The following is a 21,205-nucleotide window of genomic DNA, read 5'->3' on the forward strand; positions in this document are numbered from 1 at the left end:
GCGGCCGCCTTCGGTCAATTGGAACTTGGCCGGTCATACTGGAGCGCACCACGCGCTTCAAGAGGCAGGCTAGCCCGGCATGGCAATCTGGCGGCGGCCTTCGGTGAAAATGACCCGTTTGCCCGCTTCGATCTCGCCTTGGAACAGGCCGGTGATGATGCGCATCGCCTCATCCCGGCCCGAGGCGGCAAAGCGCCGGGCGGAGCGGACGCGCAGGTTGTTGTCGAAGCCGCGTGCAGCATGAGCCCAGAGCAGCGGGTGCAGTTCCGTCATATGGTCCCGTACAATCCAGCGGGCGCAATCGGCGATCTCGGCGCGCACGGCCCCTGTGGCATTCTCGGACGGGGTGGCCTGACCGATGGCGCTGGCACAATAGGCGGCCAACAGGTTGGCGGTATGCGGATCGGGGCGACGCGCGAGGATATCGCGCAGCCCTTCGATGAAAAACGGCACATCAAGATTGGCACAGGCCCGCGCATCGCAGCTGATCGCGTCGAATTGCACCCATGTATAGCCGCCCGCGCCCCATGTCTCTTCGGTCCGCGCGGCAGTGCGACGGGCCTCGAGTTCCAATTGGTCATATGAGCCATGCCACCGCGGCAGAAGGTGGTTGCCCATGGCCCGCATGGGGCGCGGGTTTTCGGGGTTCAGGTCGATGAGCCGGGCGTAGCGGTCGGCCACGGCGCGGGCGTCACCGCCGGTTCCCCCCAGTAGGGCACAGTGCGTCGCCGCGAGCAGGGGCGAGGCGGCTGTGTCCTTGTCGAATGGCGCGAGGATTTGCTCCGCGCGTTCAAAATGCGCCACAAAGGCCGCGTGGTTGCGGGCGGGCACGTCGCTGTCCCAGCCCGTGCCGCGCCAGGCCCAGCCGATGTCCGTATGCGCTTGGGCCACGATGGCCGCGATCACCGGGCTTTCGGCATGGTCGGCCAGCACATGTTCCAAGGCTTCGATCCCGGCCATCAGCGGCGCGTCGCTGGCCGGTTTGCCGTCGTAAAGCGCGTGTTCCGCGGCGAGAATCACATCCGCCCGCGCGCCAAAGGCCATCAGTTCGGCCACCGGCATGGCACCCGGTGTCATTTCGCGGCGCATATCGGCGTCATGCAGCAAGGTTGCCATCTCATCCCAGCGTTCTTGGCGCACCAGCCATTGCGCGCGGTATTGGTGGCGGTCGCGCTGCATCTCTTCGGCGGTTGGGTCGGGGCAGGAAATGCGCAGCAGGGCATCGCGCGGCGCACGGCGGCGCAGCAGCGGCATTTCCAGCGGTTCAAGCTCGGGCGCTTGGGGCGCGGGTTTGCCAAAAAATCCCTGCAAGGCCGACGGGATCATATGCGAGAGTTTCTTCATCTGGGGCCGGTCCTGCCTGCTATTTATCGATGATTTAGGTTTGACCGGGCAATGGGGCGGAACCGTGTCCGGGGTGCGGAGCTTTCGGGAAAATTCTGCAGCGGGGGCGGGCATGAAAGCGTAACCATAGGCCACAATCTGGCATCTGGGCGGGGCGCTGTTTCCCGATCAGAGGAAATCTGCCGATCTTGCAAGGCCGTCATGCTTGCCAACTGGGTTTTGGGGCGGTCTTATGCGCGTCATGAGACCTGCCATGATTGCCCTGCTGCTCTGCACAAGCCCCACATTGCTTTGGGCCGAGCTTCCCAAACAGCCCGCCCCTGTGGTGGAGGTGGATAACGTGGTGCAGACCGCCGCGACCTCTTTGTCTTTCCCCGATGCGGTAGAGGCTGACGAGGAACCGCCCGCGCTTGAAACCGCGCCGTTCACCACAACGCTGCGCCCGCCTGCGCGCCCGGGCAATCTGCCGCGCACGCGCTGGCAACATATGCGGGGGCATTCGCTTTGGACGCGGGCCGCTATTTCGGCGCTCAAGTCGCATGGCAAGCCCTTGGTGGATATGGTGCCTGCGGATGTGCAGGAATGGTGCCCCGCCTATCCGAACGCATCCGAGAGCCAGCGGCGCGCCTTTTGGGTCGGCTTTATGTCGACGCTGGCGAAACATGAAAGCACCTATCGGTCTTGGGCCGTGGGTGGGGGCGGTCGGTGGTATGGGCTGTTGCAGATCCTGCCGGGCACGGCGCGCGGCTATAAGTGTAACGTTGGCAGCGGTGATGCGCTTAAAAACGGGGCGGCGAATCTCAGCTGTGCCGTGCGGATCATGGCGACGACGGTGCCGCGGGACGGGGTGATTGCCGGAAATGGCAAGCGCGGTGTCGGGGCCGATTGGGGGCCGATGCGCAGTGCGTCCAAACGGGCGGATATGTCTCGCTGGCTTCGGCAGCAGTCCTATTGCAAACCGTTGAACGCGACACGGCCCCGCAGCCGTCCGTAAATCATTGGATCAGCGTGAAGTGGTGCCGCTCTGTGGTGATGCCGCGCGCATGTAGCGCGGTTTCCAGTGCGCGGTGCGGTGGGGTGGCCTCGAAGGGCAGTTTGATCTTGCGGCCCGTCTTTAGAATGACTGTGGCGCGGACCGACATATCAAGCCGAGTATCAAGCCGCACGCGGTCGATCTGCGCCAGTGCAATTTTCGCGTCACGCTTGCCGGTGACCCATGACAGATTGTCGGTGTCTAGCGTCAAGCCGCTGCTCGGATTGGTGAAAAGTTCCCAAAGCGCTGGCAGGGTGAAGAGCCCCAGCAGCCCCACAAGCCAGCCCGAAGCATCAAGCCAGAGCCACCCCGCGCCGAGGGCCGCCCAGATCGCGGGCAACACCAGCAGGGCCGTCCGGCTGCGGGCATGGCGGCGGTAGGTATAGGCCGCCATGCTTTCTGTCTGGGGTGCCGCGTCAGGCACCGCGAATGCGGCTAAGCATCTCTGACGTGTCCCGGCTGAGGTCGGGGCTGGCGAGGATGCGGTCCAGTTGCGTCTCAATCATCCCTTGCCGCGTCGCGTCGTAGCGCCGCCATGTTTGAAAGGCCGAACACATCCGCGCCGTGGTCTGCGGGTTCACCGGGTCGAGTTTGATCAGCCAATCGGCCAGCAGCGCGTAGCCCTTGCCGCTCCCGTGGTGGAAGCCCGCATGATGCATCGCAAGGCTGCCAAAGACCGCGCGGAAGCGGTTGGGGTTCTTCCAGTTGAAATCCGCGTGCTGGGTGAGTTTGCGCGCCACCTCGGCGGCCTCTTCCGGCGCGGCTTGGCTGACTTGCAGCCCGAACCATTTGTCCATCACCAAACGGTCATCGCGCCACTGCTCTTCAAACTCAGCCAGCGCCTTGTCGCCATGGCCCGCGCGCAGCAGGGCCGCCAGCGCGCTGAGTTGCTGGGTCATGTTGTCGGCCTGATCGTACTGCGCCTGTGCGCGCCCTGGCCCCTGCACGCGGGTCAGCAAGGCAAGGGCGGCATTGGTCAGTGCGCGTTTGCCCGATTGCGCGGCATTGGGTTGATAGGGAGCGTCGACCTTATGCCGATCGTAAAGCTCGCTCAGCAGCGGGGCAAAACGCTCGGCCATGGCATCGCGCGTGGCTTCCACCGCTTGATGGATCGCCGCCGGATCCGGGGTCTTGCCCGCGTCATGAAGGGTGCTGGCCAAATCGGCATGGCTGGGCAGGCCCAGCATCAGCGCGCGGTAGGCAGGCTCCAGCGCCTCATCCTCCAGCACCGCCCGCAATGCTGCGAGCCATTCGTCATCCGGCGCGCTGTCTTCGGTGATCGTGGCCAGCAAGGATTGCCGCGCCAAGGTGCGCCCGGCCTCCCACCGGTTGAACGGATCGTTGTCATGGGCAAGCAGCAGCAGGCGCTCTTCTTTAGAGAGGTCTTGATCCAGCACCACCGGAGCGGAGAAGCCCCGCAGCACCGAGGCCACCGGGCGCGCATCCAACCCGTCGAAGGCAAAGCTTTGCTCCGCTTCGGTCATTTCCAGCACGCGAGAGGGGGCCACTTCGGCCCCGTCCGCGCCGATCAAACCCACGGTGATGGGCAGAACCTGCGGCTTGGGCTCAGGCGTGGCAGCGCTGGGCGGGGTGTGTTGGGTGAAGGTCAGCGTGAAAATGCCTTTGCCCGCGTCCCATGCCTCTGTCACCGACAGACGCGGCGTGCCCGCCTGCGCATACCAGCGTTTGAACTGGGTCAGATCGCGGCCTGTGGTGTCTTCGAACACCTTTAGCCAATCTTCGATCGTTGCCGCATCGCCGTCGTGACGTTCGAAATAGAGGTCCTGCGCCTTGGCATAGGCATCATCGCCCACCAAGGTCTTGAGCATGCCGATCACCTCGGCGCCTTTCTCATAGACGGTGGCGGTGTAGAAGTTGTTGATTTCCTGAAAGCTTTCGGGCCGTACCGGATGGGCTAGCGGGCCTTGATCTTCGGCGAACTGGCGCCCGCGCAAGTCGATCACATCGCTGATGCGTTTCACCGCTGGGGACCGCATGTCGGAGGTGAACTGGCTGTCACGGTAGACGGTCAGCCCTTCCTTGAGGCAAAGCTGGAACCAATCGCGGCAGGTGATGCGGTTGCCGGTCCAATTGTGGAAATACTCATGGGCGATGATCGCCTCGATCCGCTCGAAATTGTCATCCGTAGAGGTCTCGGGCGAGGCGAGCACGGCGGCGGAGTTGAAAATGTTCAGCCCCTTGTTCTCCATCGCGCCCATGTTGAAATCATCCACCGCGACGATGTTGAAGATATCGAGGTCATATTCGCGGCCATAGACCTCCTCGTCCCATTTCATCGACGCCTTCAGCGCCTCCATCCCAAAGGCGCATTTGCCCTCATCGCCGGGACGGACATAGAGGTTCAGATCGACTTCGCGGCCCGACATGGTGGTGAAACGATCGGAATGGGCGACCAAATCGCCCGCCACCAGCGCGAAAAGATACGCAGGTTTGGGCCATGGGTCGTGCCATTCGGCGTGGTTCTGCCCTTGTGCCACCGGGTTGCCGTTGGACAGCAAGACAGGATGTGGCCCGTTGATGGTGACGGTAAAGACACTCATCACATCGGGACGGTCGGGATAATAGGTGATCTTGCGAAAGCCTTCGGCCTCGCATTGGGTGCAATACATGCCGCCCGACATATAAAGCCCTTCAAGGGCGGTGTTGCCCTTGGGATCAATCTCAACCTCGGCTTCCCAGATAAAGGGGCCGTCTGGCACATCGCAGGTCAAACCCCGCTCCGCAACCTTCGGGGAGACGGGGTTGCCGTCAATCTGCGCGGAAATCAGCGAGAGTTCTTCTCCGTGAAGGAAGAATTCCGCCGTCTGCGCCGCAGGATTTGGGCGAAAGGCGATGCGGCTTTTGACCCGCGTCTTGTGGGGATCAAGCTCAAAGGTCAGTGCCACCTCATCCACAAGGAAGCCGAACGGCTGATAGTCGCTGAGATAGATTGTTTGGGGGGGGGCGTCGCGCATTGGGCCTCCAGTCGGGGGAACGTAATTGGTCTGGGAAAGGTTATGTCTCTAGAAGGCGGCCTGCAAGCCGAGCCGCCCCAACTTCGAGCAATGAGGTGTATCCATGTCCGCCCCCGACACCGATACCGAAACGCAGAAGAAACGTCATCGCCCCGCTTTGATCGGTATCAAAACCGCTATCATCGCAGGCGCGCTATTGATGATTGCTGGCATCGTTTACGCGGTGTTGCAGGCCACGGACCCTTCGCCAGAAGGAGAGGTGCAGCCCGTGGACGGCCCGGCGGACGCCGAGCCTGTGATCGCCACCCCAGAACCGACGGTAAAATAACGCCGCGCCTCGCCGTCCTTCACGCGCTTGCGCCGCTTTGCCTTTCTGCTAGACATTTCGCAAAGGTATTCAGCGCGGGAGAGGGCAGAGAATGACGGGTAGAATTGACAAAAACGGTTTGCAGGTAGACCCCGAACTGGTTGAGTTCATTGAGGGATCGGCTCTGCCGGGCACCGATGTAGAAGCGGATGTTTTTTGGGCGGGCCTGTCGGACCTCGTGCATGATCTTGGGCCTAAGAACCGCGCGCTGCTGGAGAGGCGTGCCGAGATTCAGGCCAAGATCGACGACCGGCACCGCACCCGCGCGGGTCAGCCGCATGACGCGGAAAGCTATACCGCCTTCCTACGCGAGATTGGTTACCTCTTGCCCGAAGGGCCGGATTTTCAAATTGAGACGCAGAACGTAGACCCCGAGATCGCGCAGGTGCCCGGGCCGCAGCTTGTGGTGCCGATCACCAATGCTCGTTTCGCGCTCAACGCCGCCAATGCGCGCTGGGGGAGCCTTTATGATGCGTTCTACGGCACCGATGCGCTGGGTGATTTGCCGACGGGGAAGGGCTATGACGCCGAACGTGGTGCGCGGGTGGTGGCGCGGGCAAAGGCCTTCTTGGATGACGCGGTGCCGCTCTCTGCGGGCAACCACGCAGATTTGGCGGGTTACCGCGTGGTGGATGGGCGTCTCGAAGGCGTGATGTCGCAAGATGCAGCGCCTTGCGGCTTGGCCGAGCCGGCACAATTTGCAGGCTACCGGGGCGCGGCCGAGGCGCCTGACGTGGTGCTGCTGCGCAACAACGGGCTGCATATTGAGATCAAAATTGATCCGGACCATGCGATTGGCAAAGACGATCCCGCCAGCGTCGCCGATGTGGTCATCGAATCCGCGCTGTCGACCATCATGGACTGCGAAGACAGCGTCGCAGCGGTGGACGCCGAGGACAAGGTGCTGGCCTATGGCAATTGGCTGGGGCTGATGAAGGGCGATCTTGCAGAAACCTTTGAAAAGGGTGGCCAGACCGTCACCCGCCGCATGGCCGATGATCGCAGCTATACCGCGCCGGATGGCGGTGAAGTGACGCTGAAGGGCCGCTCTTTGATGCTGGTTCGCAATGTCGGTCATCTGATGACCAACCCCGCCGTGCTCGACCGCGCGGGGCATGAGATCGGCGAAGGGCTGATGGATGCCATGATCACCACATTGATCGCGATCCACGACCTTAAGCGCGAAGGCGGCAATTCGGTCACCGGCAGCGTCTATGTGGTGAAACCCAAGATGCATGGACCCGAGGAAGTGGCCTTTGCCGATGAGATTTTCACCCATGTGGAAAAGACGCTCGGCCTGCCGCAATATACCGTGAAGCTGGGCATCATGGACGAAGAGCGCCGCACCAGCGCGAACCTCGCCGAATGTATCCGGGCCGCGAAACATCGTGTGGCCTTTATCAACACCGGTTTTCTTGACCGGACTGGGGATGAGATCCACACCAGCATGGAAGCCGGGCCGATGGTGCCCAAGGGCGAGATGAAGAACAGCGCTTGGATCGCCGCCTATGAAGACCGCAACGTCGACATAGGCCTTGCCTGCGGATTGCAGGGGCGGGCGCAGATCGGCAAGGGCATGTGGGCCATGCCCGACCGCATGGCCGAGATGCTGGAGGCCAAGATTGGGCACCCCCAATCCGGGGCCAACTGCGCATGGGTGCCATCGCCCACGGCGGCCACGCTACATGCCACACATTACCACAAGGTTGACGTGTTGGCGCGGCAAGAAGAAATCAAAGAGGGCGGCGCGCGCGGCACGCTCGACGCGCTGTTGACCATCCCGGTGATGGAAGGCCGCAACCTCAGCACCGAAGAAATCACCCGCGAGATCGAGAACAACGCGCAGGGTATTTTGGGGTATGTCGTCCGCTGGATCGATCAGGGGGTCGGCTGCTCCAAAGTGCCCGACATCAACGACGTGGGCCTGATGGAAGATCGCGCCACCTGCCGCATCTCGGCCCAAGCGCTGGCGAATTGGCTGCATCACGGCGTCATCAGCCGCGAAGAAGCCGGGGCTGCGCTTAAAAAAATGGCAGCCGTGGTGGACCGTCAAAACGAGGGCGATCCCAGCTATCGTCCCATGGCGCCCGGCTTTGACGGGGTGGCCTTTCAGGCCGCTTGCGATCTGGTGCTGAAGGGGCGCGAACAGCCCTCGGGCTATACCGAACCGGTGCTGCACGCGCGGCGCTTGGAGTTGAAGGCGCAGAGCCGAGGTTGAGGCCGCGGTGCGAAGCGCCTATGTTCGGGCCATGGTGAAAAAGAGGTAACTCATGGCCCGACCCGTCGTTGGTATCATTGGCAATTCCTACCTGCTGAACGATCAATACCCCGTCCACGCGGGCGGGCAGATGAACACCGAAGCGATTGCCGAGGTGTCGGGCTGCCTGCCGCTGATCGTGCCGAGCGATCCGCGCTTTGTCTCGGTCGAGGAGTTGCTGGAGGTCTGCGACGGCTTTCTGTTGACCGGCGGGCGCCCCAATGTGCATCCCGAAGAATATGGTGAGCCCGAAACAGAGGCCCATGGTGCTTTTGACCGCGCCCGCGATGCCGTGGCGCTGGCGCTGGTGCGCGCCTGTGTGGCGCGCGGCCAACCGTTCCTCGGGCTGTGCCGCGGCTTTCAGGAAGTGAACGTGGCCATGGGGGGCTCGCTCTACCCTGAGATTCGCGAGCTGCCCGGGCGGATGAACCACCGGATGCCCCCCGATGGCACCATGGAAGAGAAATTCGAGCTGCGCCATGACGTGAGCTTTACCGAAGGCGGCGTGTTCCACCGTGTGATGGGGGCATCGAAGGTGCTGACCAACACGCTGCACGGGCAGGGGATCAAGGAACCCGGCCCGCGCGTGGTGATCGACGGCCACGCGGATGACGGCACGCCCGAGGCGATCTACATCAAAGACGCGCCGGGCTTTACCCTCGCGGTGCAATGGCATCCTGAGTGGAACGCGGCCAGTGACCCGGTCTCGCGCCCGTTGTTCGAACATTTCGGTGCCGCGGTGCGGGCTTGGGCCGCGGATGGCTCGGCCCTGCCGGTGATGACTGCCGCGCAATAGAGCGGGGCGGCTGGCCGCGGGGTTTTCACGGCGCGCGCGGCCCTCACCCTGTGAGCGCGGGTCGCGCATATAGCGGGCGCTGCCGGGTTGAAGGCTCTCTTGTGGGGGTGCCGCTCGGAGCTTCGGGCAAGGATACGACCCCAATCCCCTGTTGAAAACGGGCCATTTTAAATGGGGCCACGCTACCGGCTGCCACTGTGATCTGCCGCCAAGCAAGTCAACTGTGCAGGCGGTTCGGGGGCGCGGGTGTCATCATGTGACTGAGCGGCGTTACATCATCGTCCAAGACCGCCTCCTCCGCCGGATGGTCCGCCCTCCGATCCTGCGGCGGGACCTCACGAGAAAAGGCGCGGGAATAGGAACTGTTGGGCCACCCCTCTGGTCGCTGACAATATCCTGCATGCACCGGGCTGAAGTGCACCAGATCGCAGTGCCGCTCGAAATCCGCATGATCGCGTATCCGATGCTCCCAAAAACGCCGCTGCCATATCCCTTTCTCCCCCCGTTTGATCTGCTGCAAACTGCGATGCGGGGCTGGGGGGAGGTGTCTGGAAAAGCGCCCCTTCCACATGCCGATGCGGTTGCCGTAGTCATTATCATTCGGGGGCAGGGTCCAAACCGTGTGGATCACATCCGGTAGGACCGCGATGGCATCAATCCGAAACGGCCTGCGCGCCAAAGTCTCACGCATCGCTTGGCGCAGGGCCGTGATATGCCGCAACAGCGCGTCATCGTCCCGCTTCGCCAGGCGCAGGGTAAAGAAATAGCAATTCGGGCCATAGGGTGAAACGCGGTCTCTCATGGCCCCATGTTTGGCGCAGCTTGGTTAAACTCCCCTTAACGCTGCTACATCTGCCCGCCCGCAATCTCGATCGACTGGCCGTTGACGCTTTCCGAGCCTTCGCCAACCAGCCAAGCCGCTGCCGCCGCCACTTCAGACGGGGCGATCAGGCGTTTGTGGCGGTTGGCGTTGACCATGACATCACGGGCCTTTTCCTCGGACAGCCCGGCGCGTTTGGAGATCGCTTGCGTGTTGCGCGCGATGATTTCGGTATCGACATAGCCGGGGCAGAGGGCGTTGAAGGTAAAGGGCTGGCCCATGTAATCCTCACTGAGCGAGCGGATCAGCCCGATCATCCCGTGTTTTGAGGCCGAGTAGCAGGCCGCCCCCGGCAGCCCGCGCAGGCCCGCCATGGAGGACACTGCGATCACCCGGCCCCAATCGGTCTGGCGCATGGATTTCAGGCTCTCGCGGATGGTGAGAAAAGCACCATCGAGATTGGTCGCCATCATGTCGCGCCAGAAATCGAGGTCGGTTTTATGCAGCGATCGCCCCTCGGCCACGCCTGCGTTTGCCACGCAGATTTGCACCGGCCCGTTGGCCTCTACCGCGCGGGCGATCGTGTCGATGACCTGCGCCTCGTCGCGGACATCCATCGCCATGCCGGTGATGCCATTGCCCGACACTGCGTCAAGCACCTCCTGCCGCCGCCCGGTGATGGTGACCCGCGCCCCCTTGGCCGCCAGATCCTGCGCGATGGCGAGCCCGATGCCGGTGCCACCGCCGGTGATGAATGCGTGTTTGTCTTGCAATGTCATAATGCCTCCCCTTTGCGGGCATGGTGGCGCGCTGGCGGCGACAGGACAAGAGGCAGCTTCGGATGACGGGGCGTTATTTGAAGGGCAGCACAGGCGAGTGGCGCAGGGTAGTGGCGGCGCAGACACAATTATCTTGGGCGGGCACAGCCACCCTTGCAACCGCGCGAACATTCCCTCACAGGTTGCAGCAGGTAACCTGATCACAGGGCCTTGTTTTGTATTGGAGCAGTATCATGAATTTTTCGCAAATTTCCTCTTTGGCGCTGGCCGCGTCCTTTGCATTGGGCGCGACAACGGCAGGCGCCGTCGAAGTCACCGGCGGGTCGGTCGGGCTGTCTTATTCGGCCTTCGCCGAAGACACCGATTTTAACCACTGGGGTCTCGAAGGCGCGATGGAACTGGGGTTCAGCCGCGATTTCAGCCTGCAAATCGATGCCGCCTATCATGATTTTGGCTTTACCGATATCGACAGCACGCTGCTGGGTCTGCACGGCATCTATCACCTGAACGACGCGACCTCTTTCGGCGCTTTCTACACCTTTGAAGACGTCGAAGGCGATGAGGCCGATATCTTTGGGATCGAGGCTGGCTATGAAGTCCGCGAATGGGAGTTCGAGGGCTATATCGCCAATGTCGACACCGATCTGGGCGATGCCACGCTTGGCGGGATCAAAGCCCGCTATGAGATGCAGGAAGGCTTTGGCCTGACAGGCTCTTATGACATGGCCGACGATGACACCGGCGATCTGTCCCGGTTCGCAATCCGTCTTGACCGCGACGTATCGGTTAACACCAATCTGTTCCTTGAGGTCGGCTCGGCCAAGGCCGAAGCGGGTGGCGTGAACGTCTCTGAACCCTTCGTCGGTTTGGGCGGCGAGATCGCCTTTGGTGCAGATCGTGGGACCACCTTTGACCAGCGCGGGTTGGCCCGGCTGATCCCCGGTCTCTGATACCCACGCATTGGGTCGGCGATTTGGTATGGCCTTCGGGCCATGCCATTGGCGCGGTGTAGAACGGCTGTTCTATCTCCGCACCGAAAACAGCAAACCGTTCTCTCGGTGTCGCAGTGCAGCAATTTTGCTTCGTTTCACGTAGCGGTTTGCTTGTACTATTGCTGCGCGCGCGCTATCGCTCTGACTAACAAAGTTGCGCCAAAGCGGCGTGACGGGCCAGCAAAGGGGGACTCTTGGTTTGAAGATCGGGACACCAAAAGAAATATTTGAGGGCGAGAACCGGGTCGCAATGACGCCGGACAGCGCGCTGCAACTGCAAAAGCTTGGGCATACATGCGTCATCGAAACCGGCGCCGGTGCGGCTGCGGGCTTTGACGATGCCGCATATGAGGGCGCAGGCGTCGAGGTGGTGAATACCGCCGCTGCTCTCTACAAGGCCGCCGATGTGGTTGCCAAGGTGCGCCCGCCGTCTGACGCCGAGGTCAAGCGCCTGCGCGCGGGCCAGACGCTCATTTCCATGTTCAACCCTGCGGGCAACAAAGAGCTGATGGAGGCCGCCGCCGCCAAAGGCGCGACCGTCATGGCGATGGACATGGTGCCGCGCATCAGCCGTGCCCAGAAGATGGACGCGCTGTCCTCCATGGCCAATATCGCGGGCTACCGTGCGGTCATTGAGGCGGGCAACAACTTTGGCCGTTTCTTCACCGGGCAGATCACGGCGGCGGGCAAGGTGCCCCCTGCGAAGGTTCTGGTCGTCGGCGCGGGTGTTGCGGGTCTTGCCGCCATCGGCACATCGACCTCGCTGGGTGCCATCACGCTCGCGTTCGACGTGCGCCCCGAAGTGGCCGAACAGGTCGAATCGATGGGCGCTGAGTTTGTCTATCTCGACTTTGAAGAAGAACAGGCCGATGGGTCGGCTTCGGGCGGTTATGCCTCTGTTTCCTCGCCCGAATTCCGCGAAGCGCAATTGGCCAAGTTCCGCGAATTGGCGCCTGATGTGGACATCGTCATCACCACGGCGCTGATCCCCAACCGCGAAGCACCCGAGCTTTGGACCGAGGACATGGTGCAGGCGATGAAGCCCGGCTCCGTGATCGTCGATCTCGCGGCAGAGAAGGGCGGCAACTGCAAGCTCACCAAGATGGACGAGAAGATCGTCACCGACAACGGTGTCACGATCATCGGTTATACCGATTTCCCCTCGCGCATGGCGACGCAGGCTTCGACACTTTACGCCACCAACATCCGCCACCTGATGACGGATCTGACGCCCGAGAAAGACGGTGTCATCAACCACGATATGGAAGATGACGTGATCCGGGGCGCGACCATCACCCACGAAAAAGAAGTGACCTTCCCACCGCCACCGCCCAAGGTCGCAGCCATCGCGGCCGCGCCGAAGAAGGAAAAGGTTAAAGAAAAGACCCCGGAAGAGAAGCGTGCTGACGAATTGGCTGCTTTCAAAGCGCAGACCAAGAACCAAGTCACGCTCTTGGCCGTAGGCGCGGCGCTGCTGCTCGGTGTCGGCCTCGTCGCACCCGCCAGCTTCATGCAGCACTTCATCGTCTTCGTTCTGGCGGTCTTTGTCGGTTTCCAAGTCATCTGGGGCGTGGCGCACAGCCTGCACACGCCACTGATGGCAGTGACCAACGCGATCTCCTCGATCATCATTTTGGGCGCGCTGATGCAGATCGGCTCTGGCTCGTGGCTGGTGATCCTTCTTGCTGCCCTGTCGGTCTTCATGTGTGGGATCAACATTTTCGGCGGCTTCCTCGTGACACGGCGCATGCTCGCCATGTTCCAGAAATCCTGAAGGAGCGAGCATCATGGAATACGGATTTACGACAGCGGCCTATGTGGTTGCAGCGGTTCTCTTCATCCTTAGCTTGGGCGGTCTGTCAGGTCAGGAAAGCGCCAAGCGCGCGGTATGGTACGGTATCGCCGGTATGGCGCTGGCGGTTGTCGCCACGCTGATCGGGCCGGGGGCGGGGTTCTGGCTCCTTTCGCTGATCCTGATCGCCGCCGGTGGCGCGATCGGCTACCAATTGGCCACCCGCGTGCAGATGACGCAGATGCCGGAACTGGTCGCGGCGATGCACAGCCTTGTGGGGCTCGCGGCGGTCTTCGTGGGCTATAACGCCCATATCGAACTGGGCAACGTAATGGCGATGGACGAGGTGGCGCGCGCGTCGACCGAAGGTTTCGCGGCGCTGCTAGCCAAGAAGGACGGTGTCGAGATCGCAATCCTGCGGGTCGAACTCGTGCTCGGCATCTTCATCGGTGCCGTGACCTTTACCGGCTCTGTCATTGCCTATGGCAAACTGGCGGGCCGCGTCAGCTCGGCGGCGACGAAACTGCCGGGCGGTCACATGCTCAACGCCGCTGCGGCAGCACTCTCGCTGCTCTGCCTGATCTGGTACTTCAACACTGGGGGCTTCTTGCCGCTGTTCATCATGACGCTGGCGGCGCTATTTATCGGGTATCACCTGATCATGGGCATCGGTGGTGCTGACATGCCGGTGGTTGTGTCGATGCTGAACAGCTACTCCGGCTGGGCCGCGGCGGCGATTGGCTTCTCGCTTGGCAACGATCTGTTGATCGTGGTTGGCGCCTTGGTCGGTTCTTCGGGTGCGATCCTGAGCTACATCATGTGTAAAGCGATGAACCGTTCGTTCGTCAGCGTGATATTGGGCGGCTTTGGCGGGACATCTGGGCCGGCGATGGAGGTCGAAGGCGAGCAGGTGGCGATTGAGGCCGACGGTGTCGCACAGGCGCTCAACGAGGCCGACAGCGTCATCATCATCCCCGGCTACGGCATGGCGGTGGCTCAAGCTCAAGGCGCGGTCAGCGATCTGGTCAAGAAGCTGCGCGCCCGCGGCAAGAACGTCCGCTTTGCCATCCACCCGGTGGCGGGCCGTCTGCCCGGTCACATGAACGTGCTGCTGGCCGAGGCCAAAGTGCCCTATGACATTGTGATGGAGATGGACGAGATCAACGACGATTTCCCCGAGACCGACGTCGCGATCGTCATTGGCTCCAACGACATCGTAAACCCCGCGGCGCAAGACGACCCCAACAGCCCCATCGCTGGCATGCCGGTGCTGGAATGCTGGAAGGCGAAAACCGTCTTCGTCTCCAAGCGTGGGCAGGGTACTGGGTATTCGGGCATCGAGAACCCGCTGTTCTTCAAAGAGAATACGCGGATGTTCTACGGTGATGCGAAAGCCAGCCTCGACAAGCTGCTGCCGCTGATCGACTGATCGTTTTCTTTAAAAGAAAACGACCGGGAATTTTTAAAAAATTCCCGACCTATACATCTTAAACGCCCCGCCGGAAACGGTGGGGCGTTTGCCGTTTCTAGGGGCGGTATACGTCGGTATGCAGTAAGTGTCTGAAAATGCGTATTTTTCTTCTGTTCATCGGCGGCGATGGCGCTATTCTTGGAGGAAGATACTCTCTCCAGCAGCGGAACCCCTCATGGCCCCGATCAAAGACCACCCGCAGCGCCTTGCCCTCACCGGCGAAATGCACGCACGTCCGTTTCCGCAGCTCGCCGCGCCCTCGCGGGTCGCCTTTCTTGCGGTGAAGCCGTCGCCGGATGCCGTACCGCAGGCCGAGTTGAACGCGCTGCTGGCCCATTACGGCGCGCCGCGCGCCGATGCTTCGGCTACGCATTACTATGGCGAGATGGGCCGCTTCACGCTGAAATGGGAGCAGCATACCGAATTCGTTACCTATACGGTGATCGCCCCCACTGGCCGAAGCCTGCCTTTCGCTGCTGCGGATTTCGCCGCCTTTCCCGGGGATTGGCTGGCCGACATAAAAGGGGAGCGGATCACCTCGGCTCTGCTTGCGGTCCTGCCGAAGCCGGAGGAGGACGAAGAGATCGCGGGTCACCTGCAAGATTGGTTCGTGCCCGAGAGCCTCGCCGTGGCAGAGGTGCTCGACGGGGCAGCGGTGGTTGCCAGCGATTTTCGGATTGATCCCGCTGGCCATCTGCGGCTGGCACTCTTTACCGATGCGGCGACCGGGCAGCGGCGGATTGGGCGGATCGTGCAGCGGCTGTGCGAGATTGAGACCTATAAGGCGATGTCGATGCTGGGCTTCATGCAGGCGCGAGAAATGGCAACGGCGCTGAATGATCTGGATGGGCAACTCTCGACCCTCATGGAGGCCATGCGCAGCGGGGCGGGCACGGCGGCGGAGGAGACTTTGCACGCGCTCTTGGACGTATCGGTGGCGCTTGAGGCGCTGACCGCCGAGACAGCCTATCGCTTTGCCGCAACGGGCGCGTATGAGGCGATTGTCTATGAGCGTATCTCTGCCCTGCGCGAGGCGCGTTTCATGGGGCGGCAGGGGTTTGGGGAATTCATGATGCGCCGCTATGCGCCCGCCATGCGCACGGTCAAATCTACCGAGACGCGGCTGCAGACCATCGCAGCCCGCGCGCTGAGGGCCGCAGACCTTTTGCGCACGCGGGTGGATGTGGAACGCTCGGCCCAGAACCAAGCGATCCTTGCCAGCATGGACCGCCGCGCCGACTTGCAATTGAGGCTACAGCATACGGTCGAGGGGCTGTCTGTGGTGGCAATCAGCTACTACGCAGTGTCGCTGGTCAGCTATCTGCTCTACCCGCTGGCAGAGCCGCTGGAGGTCAGCAAGGGGCTGCTGACCGCCGTGGTCACCGTGCCGGTTGTGCTTGGCGTGTGGTGGACGCTGCGCCACCTGCGGCGGAAGGTCGGCTGAGTAACGCCTGCATGGCCAGCCCGCCCAAGGCGATCATCACGATGGCCTCGATGGCCGCGACGGAAAGCGTGGGGACACCCGACAGACCTGCGCCCAAGGTGCAGCCGCCGGCCAGCACACCGCCCACGCCCATCATGGCCGCCCCGGTCAGGTAGCGTCCGGTTTGGCGCGGGGCGTCAAAACTCTGCCACTGAAACTCTCGCGCGATCAGGCTGGCGACCAGCGCGCCGACAAACACGCCGCCCAAAAGCCCGGTGCCAAAGCCCGCGGGGATCGAACTGCTGGCGATGGTCCAAAACAGGGTGTCGGCGGAAGGTGAGGTGAAACTGAGGCTTTCCATCGCGATCGGATCGAACTCATCCAGCAGGATATACCCGGTGCCGACCCATGCGGCAGGCACCAAAAGCCCGATCAAACCGGCCATTACCAGTTGCCCCGGACGGTTGCCCGAGCGCAGCGCATAGGCCAGCGCCGCCACGGCGATCAGACCGCCCCAAACCAGCGCACCGCCGGGCAGGGCAGCAAGGCTCACGCTGTCGCCCATGTCGACGGTCACGGACCCAAGCGCCACGCGCAGCGGTGCCAACACCCCTTTCAGCGTCGCATGGGCCACCACGGCAAAGACCAGCACCACCAACGCAGCACGGAGGTTCCCGCCGCCGGTTAGCACCGTCAGCCGCGAGATGCAGCCGCGTGTCAGGACCATGCCCGCGCCGAAAAGCAACCCGCCGATGGCAATCGCCAGAAACGGCACTTCAGACGCCATAAAGCGATGCGCGTCGAAACTGATCCAACCCGCGGCCACGGCGGCCTGCGTGCCGATCACCGCCAGCGCCAGCGCGGTGAGCCAGACCCCGAGCGCTTGACGCCGGTCTTCGCCCACGAGGCTGCGGCGAAAGCAAAAGCGCGTGCGCTGTGCCAAGACGCCAAACGCCAGCCCGATGAGCGCCGCCAGCAGAACGGACGCCTCTTTTGCTGTCGTCTCTTCAAAGCCGAAAGACTCAAACATCGCGAAAACCCTCGAAAACGGAATTATTTCCCATTTGGAGGGGCTGGGGGTCACAATCAAGTGAAAGCTGACGTGGGGGCCTCCGGCGTCAGCGAAATTATTTCTGTTTTGATGGAAGAATGGGCGACGCTGTTCACCCTGCGTCAGGGGCCGCGAAACAACCGGCCCCCGTCGCGCGGGGCGGGGGCCGGTCGGTCCTTATTTGGCTCAGCGTCCGCGAATGCGCGGATCAAGCGCGTCGCGCAGACCATCGCCAAGGTAGTTCACCGCCAGCACGGTCAGCGAGATGGCGATGCCGGGCAGCATCACGCGCTCGGGAAATTCCTGCATGCGGTCCACTGCGTCGGCCAGTTGCTTGCCCCATGTGGGGAAGTCCGACGGAAAGCCGACGCCCAGAAAGCTCAGCGCGCTTTCGGTGATGATCGCCGTGGCCAGACCAAGGGTGGCCGAGACCATGATGGGCGAGATCACGTTAGGCAGCAGGTGACGGCGGATGATCTTGCCCGGCGTGGTGCCGATAGAGCGGGCGGCAAGGATGAACTCACGTTCCTTCAGCGCCAGAATATCGCCCCGCACGATCCGCGCCGTTTGCATCCAAGAGGTCAGGCTGATGACCGAGACGATGAGAATGAACATGCCCCCCTCAGGCCCGAACTGCGAGCGCAGCGGTTGCCCGAAGAGTGTCACCGCCAAAAGCACCAGCGGCAGGATCGGGAGGCTGAGGATCAGATCGGTAAAGCGCATGAGCCAGAAGTCCATCCGCTTGAAAAAGCCCGACAGCACGCCGACGGCCGTGCCGATGATCAGCGCCAGCGCCATGGCCATCCAGCCCACGGCCATCGAGACGCGCCCGCCAAAAAGCATCTGCGCAAGGATGTCGCGGCCCAGCTGATCGGTGCCAAAGGGATGGCTCCACCCCGCCTTGGCATTGCCGTCCCACAGCAGCGTATAGATCGGCCGCCAATTCTTGTTGCGAATGTCGAGCTTCTTGGCGTCGATGTCCCACAGATAGGGGCCAAAGATCACCGCGAGCGTGATAAAGATCAGGAAACCGCCGCCGAAAAGCGCGCCCTTGTGCTTGCGGAACTGGTCCCAGACATCGCGCCATTGGCTGCGCGGGGGCTTCTGCGGGCCCTTGTCTTGCAGGGCTTTCATGAATTCGAGGTCGGCTTCGACCGGGCTGGCGGGAATGGGTTGCTCAGTCATAACGGATCCTTGGGTCAAGCAGGCCGTAGAGGATATCTGCGATCAGGTTGAACAGCACGATCAACACCGCAAAGATAAAGGTTAGGGTCATCACCATGGGCAGATCGTTGGCACGCAGCGCGGTCAACAAAAGCTGGCCGATGCCATTCACCTTGAAGACGTTCTCGGTGATGATGGCGCCGCCAAAGATGGCGGGCATGCCAAGCGCGATGATGGTGACCACCGGGATCATCGAGTTGCGCAGCACATGGACCATGACGACAACGCTTTCCTTCAGCCCCTTGGCGCGGGCGGTGCGCACGTAGTCTTGGTTGAGGTTGTCGAGCATGGCACCGCGCATGTAGCGGCTGATCTGCGCCGTGGTTTGGAGCGCCAGCACCATCACCGGCATGATCATTTGAAAGAACTGCACCTTGAAGCTTTCCCAGTCGTTCACGACATGCGTCGTATCATAGATCGACGGCAGCCACCCCAGCGAGACCGAGAAGATTACGATCAGCAGAGGCCCGGTAAAGAAGGGCGGGATCGAGAAGCCGATCATGGTGATGAACGTCCCGGCCTGATCGAAGACCGAATAGTGACGGTAGGCCGAATAGATGCCGATCGGAATGGCGATAACGATGCCCACGATATAGGCCAGCCCCACGACCCAGAGGGTCTGCGGCATGCGCTGGATCACGATGTCCATTACAGGCGAACGGGTCTGCCAAGAGATCACGCGCAGCTTGCCGTCCGAAAGGTTGGTGTCGGGCAGCCAGCTAAACAGGGCAGAACGGTTGGTGAGATAGTCGATGAAGACCTGCGGCTCGATCCAAAAGACCTGCACGAGCCATTTCCAATATTGGATATAGATCGGCTGGCCGAGGCCGAGCGCCTCGCGCATTTTCTCTTTCACCTCGGGCGGGACCGTCAGCGGCACCTGGGCCATTGGATCGCCGGGGGCGAGTTGCAGCAGCAGGAAAATCACCAGGCTGATAAACAAAAGCGTCGGGATCGACAAAAGAAGTCGTCGGATGGTGAAGGTCAACATGGGCGTCGCCTTTGTAGGTCAGTCTGTGAGGGGGTGGGGGCGAGAGGGGGGCGTGCGGATGGCGCACACCCCCCAAAGGTCGGTGAAGAGAGGCGCAGCATGCCGCGCCTCCGTCCTAGATCACTCTTCCATGCGGTACCAATCGGCGGCATTCCACAGCTCGGAGTCCCATGTGTTCAGAACAACGCCACCAAGGGTGTTGGCTGCAGCAGAAACGCGACCACGGTCAACCAGCGGCAGGATCGAGTAGCTGTCTTTGGTCAGCATGTCGTTCAGCTTTTTGGCCAGTTCGCCACGCTTTTCCATTTCGCCGGTACGGCCCAGCTCGGCCACCATCGCGTCATACTCTTCTTCGCAGAAACGGTTGATGTTCTCACCCTGCCACTGCGATTCCGGGCTTGGGAATTTGGCGCAGGTCCGCTGAGCCAGATAGCTTTGCGGGTCGGTGCCGTCGAAGTTGTTGGCGTACATTTCAACGTCTGCATAGAAACGCTGGAACGTGTCGGTCGAACCGGGATCACCCCCAAAGAAGACCGAAGCGTCGATGTTGCGCAATTCGGTTTCAACACCGATCTGGCTCCACCAATCCTTGATCAGCGCTTGGAAGTCCTGACGCACGGCGTTGGTCGAGGTCTGGTAAAGGATTTCCAGCTTCACGCCGTCTTTTTCGCGGATGCCGTCGCCATCGCTGTCAACCCAGCCCGCTTCGTCCAAGAGCGCCTTGGCGCCTTCGATGTCTTGGGTCAGGCAGTCGGTGTTGTCGGAGGCGTAAAGCTCTGGCGCGGGCACCATGTTACAGGTGGCGCGGCCCGCTTGGCCGTAGCCGACTTCGACCAGCAGTTCGCGGTCAATCGCCATCGACAGTGCCCGGCGGACGCTCTCATCGGTGAGGAACGGATGCGGGTGCTTGGCTGTGGCGCGCTCACCTTCCGGCAGGTCCGGGGAGGGGTCTGTCATGTTCAGTTCCAGACGCTCAACCAGCGTGCCGAAAGCCGACATCGGCTTGCCCTTGCCGCCTTCGGCCATCTTGGCGATGACATCGGGGGCCAATTGCAGGTTCCAGGCGTAGTCGAATTCGCCGGTTTCCATCACGGCACGGCCCGCCGCTGTCGCGTCACCGCCGCCTTTGAAGGTCAGCGTGGCGAATGCAGGCTTGCTCGGGTCGCGGTAATTTTCGTTCGCGGCCATGGTGATCACGTCGTTCGGGCGGAACTCAGTGACGGTGAAGGGGCCGGTGCCGATGGGGTTAAAGTTCGCTTCGGTACACTCGGGCGCCTTGGCGCCGGTACAATCGGCAAACTGCGCCGCCTGAATGATCGGGGACTGGCCGCCCATGAAGGGGCCGTAGGGGTTCGGCATCGGCTCGGAGAAGGTAACCTTGACCGTCTGGTCGTCGACCACATCAACCGAGGAAACGCCTTCGAATTTGGCCAGCTGCGCACAGCCGCCTTCGGGGTTCATGCAGTAATCAGCGGTGAATTTGACGTCATTGGCGGTGACGGGGGTGCCGTCGGACCACATCAGCCCATCTTTCAGCTTCCATGTGATGGTCTTGAGGTCTTCGCTCACGCCGCCGTTTTCCAGCGTCGGAATTTCGTTCGCCAGATAGGGGACCAGCGCGCCGGTTTCGTCATAGCGACCAAGGGGTTCGAGGATCAGCGAGGACGCTTCGACGTCCTTCGTGCCGCTCGACAGATAGGGGTTCAGGATCGAAGGCGCCTGCCAATAAATGATTTTGACTTCGCCGTCGCGGCCACGCTCGCCCTCATGGGCTTCTGCAAAGGCCATAGGGGCAAACGCAGTCGATGCGACAGCCCCCATCAATAGGGTCTTCAATTTCATATCTTACTCCATGTTGGACACGTGGGCGTGCCGCTTTTTGTCGACGGG

General features: G+C 62.1%; 17 protein-coding genes. 8 read left to right on the plus strand and 9 right to left on the minus strand.

The window, feature by feature from the left end:
- Positions 1-69 precede the first annotated feature (69 nt).
- Positions 70-1,344: a hypothetical protein gene (locus tag T8A63_RS05775; protein ID WP_322345244.1), complete on the minus strand. Its 1,275-nt coding sequence runs from the start codon at positions 1,342-1,344 to the stop codon at positions 70-72.
- 253 nt (positions 1,345-1,597) lie between these two features.
- Between T8A63_RS05775 and T8A63_RS05780 the strand changes: the two genes are divergently transcribed.
- Positions 1,598-2,338 carry a transglycosylase SLT domain-containing protein gene (locus T8A63_RS05780; RefSeq protein ID WP_322345245.1) on the plus strand — a complete coding sequence of 247 codons (741 nt, stop codon included), beginning with the start codon at positions 1,598-1,600 and terminating at the stop codon, positions 2,336-2,338.
- 1 nt (position 2,339) lies between these two features.
- Here T8A63_RS05780 and T8A63_RS05785 read toward each other — a convergent pair whose 3' ends face one another.
- A complete protein-coding gene (locus tag T8A63_RS05785) occupies positions 2,340-2,771 on the minus strand; it encodes a hypothetical protein (RefSeq protein ID WP_240791587.1) in 432 nt (143 codons plus the stop codon).
- A 22-nt stretch (positions 2,772-2,793) separates the two neighbouring features.
- Positions 2,794-5,352 (minus strand): aminopeptidase N, encoded by a 2,559-nt coding sequence (gene pepN, locus T8A63_RS05790; protein WP_322345246.1) that lies wholly within the window; start codon positions 5,350-5,352, stop codon positions 2,794-2,796.
- 103 nt (positions 5,353-5,455) lie between these two features.
- Between pepN and T8A63_RS05795 the strand changes: the two genes are divergently transcribed.
- From T8A63_RS05795 to T8A63_RS05805, 3 genes are all read left to right on the plus strand, one after another.
- Positions 5,456-5,680, plus strand: coding sequence for a hypothetical protein (locus T8A63_RS05795; RefSeq protein ID WP_259944974.1), 225 nt, complete (start codon positions 5,456-5,458; stop codon positions 5,678-5,680).
- A 91-nt stretch (positions 5,681-5,771) separates the two neighbouring features.
- Positions 5,772-7,937, plus strand: a complete 2,166-nt coding sequence (locus T8A63_RS05800) for a malate synthase G (RefSeq protein ID WP_322345247.1) — start codon at positions 5,772-5,774, stop codon at positions 7,935-7,937.
- 52 nt (positions 7,938-7,989) lie between these two features.
- Positions 7,990-8,772, plus strand: a complete 783-nt coding sequence (locus T8A63_RS05805) for a gamma-glutamyl-gamma-aminobutyrate hydrolase family protein (protein WP_322345248.1) — start codon at positions 7,990-7,992, stop codon at positions 8,770-8,772.
- Positions 8,773-8,989: 217 nt separating this feature from the next.
- Here T8A63_RS05805 and T8A63_RS05810 read toward each other — a convergent pair whose 3' ends face one another.
- The gene (locus T8A63_RS05810) at positions 8,990-9,574 is read right to left on the minus strand and encodes an REP-associated tyrosine transposase (protein ID WP_322345249.1); all 585 of its coding nucleotides are present in this window, start codon (positions 9,572-9,574) and stop codon (positions 8,990-8,992) included.
- Between the two features lie 44 nt (positions 9,575-9,618).
- The gene (locus T8A63_RS05815; RefSeq protein WP_120351355.1) at positions 9,619-10,371 is read right to left on the minus strand and encodes an SDR family NAD(P)-dependent oxidoreductase; all 753 of its coding nucleotides are present in this window, start codon (positions 10,369-10,371) and stop codon (positions 9,619-9,621) included.
- Between the two features lie 233 nt (positions 10,372-10,604).
- Between T8A63_RS05815 and T8A63_RS05820 the strand changes: the two genes are divergently transcribed.
- The 4 genes from T8A63_RS05820 to T8A63_RS05835 all read left to right on the plus strand — a co-directional run bounded on the left by T8A63_RS05820 (position 10,605) and on the right by T8A63_RS05835 (position 16,070).
- Positions 10,605-11,321 carry a porin gene (locus T8A63_RS05820; protein ID WP_067630283.1) on the plus strand — a complete coding sequence of 239 codons (717 nt, stop codon included), beginning with the start codon at positions 10,605-10,607 and terminating at the stop codon, positions 11,319-11,321.
- Between the two features lie 241 nt (positions 11,322-11,562).
- Positions 11,563-13,137, plus strand: a complete 1,575-nt coding sequence (locus T8A63_RS05825) for a Re/Si-specific NAD(P)(+) transhydrogenase subunit alpha (protein ID WP_067630280.1) — start codon at positions 11,563-11,565, stop codon at positions 13,135-13,137.
- A gap of 13 nt (positions 13,138-13,150) precedes the next feature.
- Positions 13,151-14,584 carry an NAD(P)(+) transhydrogenase (Re/Si-specific) subunit beta gene (locus T8A63_RS05830; protein WP_322345250.1) on the plus strand — a complete coding sequence of 478 codons (1,434 nt, stop codon included), beginning with the start codon at positions 13,151-13,153 and terminating at the stop codon, positions 14,582-14,584.
- Between the two features lie 217 nt (positions 14,585-14,801).
- On the plus strand, positions 14,802-16,070 hold the full coding sequence (locus T8A63_RS05835; RefSeq protein WP_322345251.1) for a DUF3422 domain-containing protein: 1,269 nt from the start codon (positions 14,802-14,804) through the stop codon (positions 16,068-16,070).
- Here T8A63_RS05835 and T8A63_RS05840 read toward each other — a convergent pair.
- From T8A63_RS05840 to T8A63_RS05855, 4 genes are all read right to left on the minus strand, one after another.
- Positions 16,006-17,079, minus strand: coding sequence for a YeeE/YedE family protein (locus tag T8A63_RS05840; protein WP_067630273.1), 1,074 nt, complete (start codon positions 17,077-17,079; stop codon positions 16,006-16,008). The genes T8A63_RS05835 and T8A63_RS05840 overlap by 65 nt on opposite strands.
- Positions 17,080-17,286: 207 nt before the next feature.
- Positions 17,287-18,285 carry an ABC transporter permease gene (locus T8A63_RS05845; protein WP_322345252.1) on the minus strand — a complete coding sequence of 333 codons (999 nt, stop codon included), beginning with the start codon at positions 18,283-18,285 and terminating at the stop codon, positions 17,287-17,289.
- Positions 18,278-19,315, minus strand: a complete 1,038-nt coding sequence (locus T8A63_RS05850; RefSeq protein WP_067630270.1) for an ABC transporter permease — start codon at positions 19,313-19,315, stop codon at positions 18,278-18,280. The genes T8A63_RS05845 and T8A63_RS05850 overlap by 8 nt, the downstream gene beginning before the upstream one ends.
- Before the next feature lie 120 nt (positions 19,316-19,435).
- Positions 19,436-21,157, minus strand: coding sequence for a peptide ABC transporter substrate-binding protein (locus T8A63_RS05855; RefSeq protein WP_322345253.1), 1,722 nt, complete (start codon positions 21,155-21,157; stop codon positions 19,436-19,438).
- Positions 21,158-21,205 lie beyond the last annotated feature (48 nt).

It is taken from the genome of Sulfitobacter sp. OXR-159 (assembly GCF_034377145.1).
Lineage (GTDB): Bacteria > Pseudomonadota > Alphaproteobacteria > Rhodobacterales > Rhodobacteraceae > Sulfitobacter.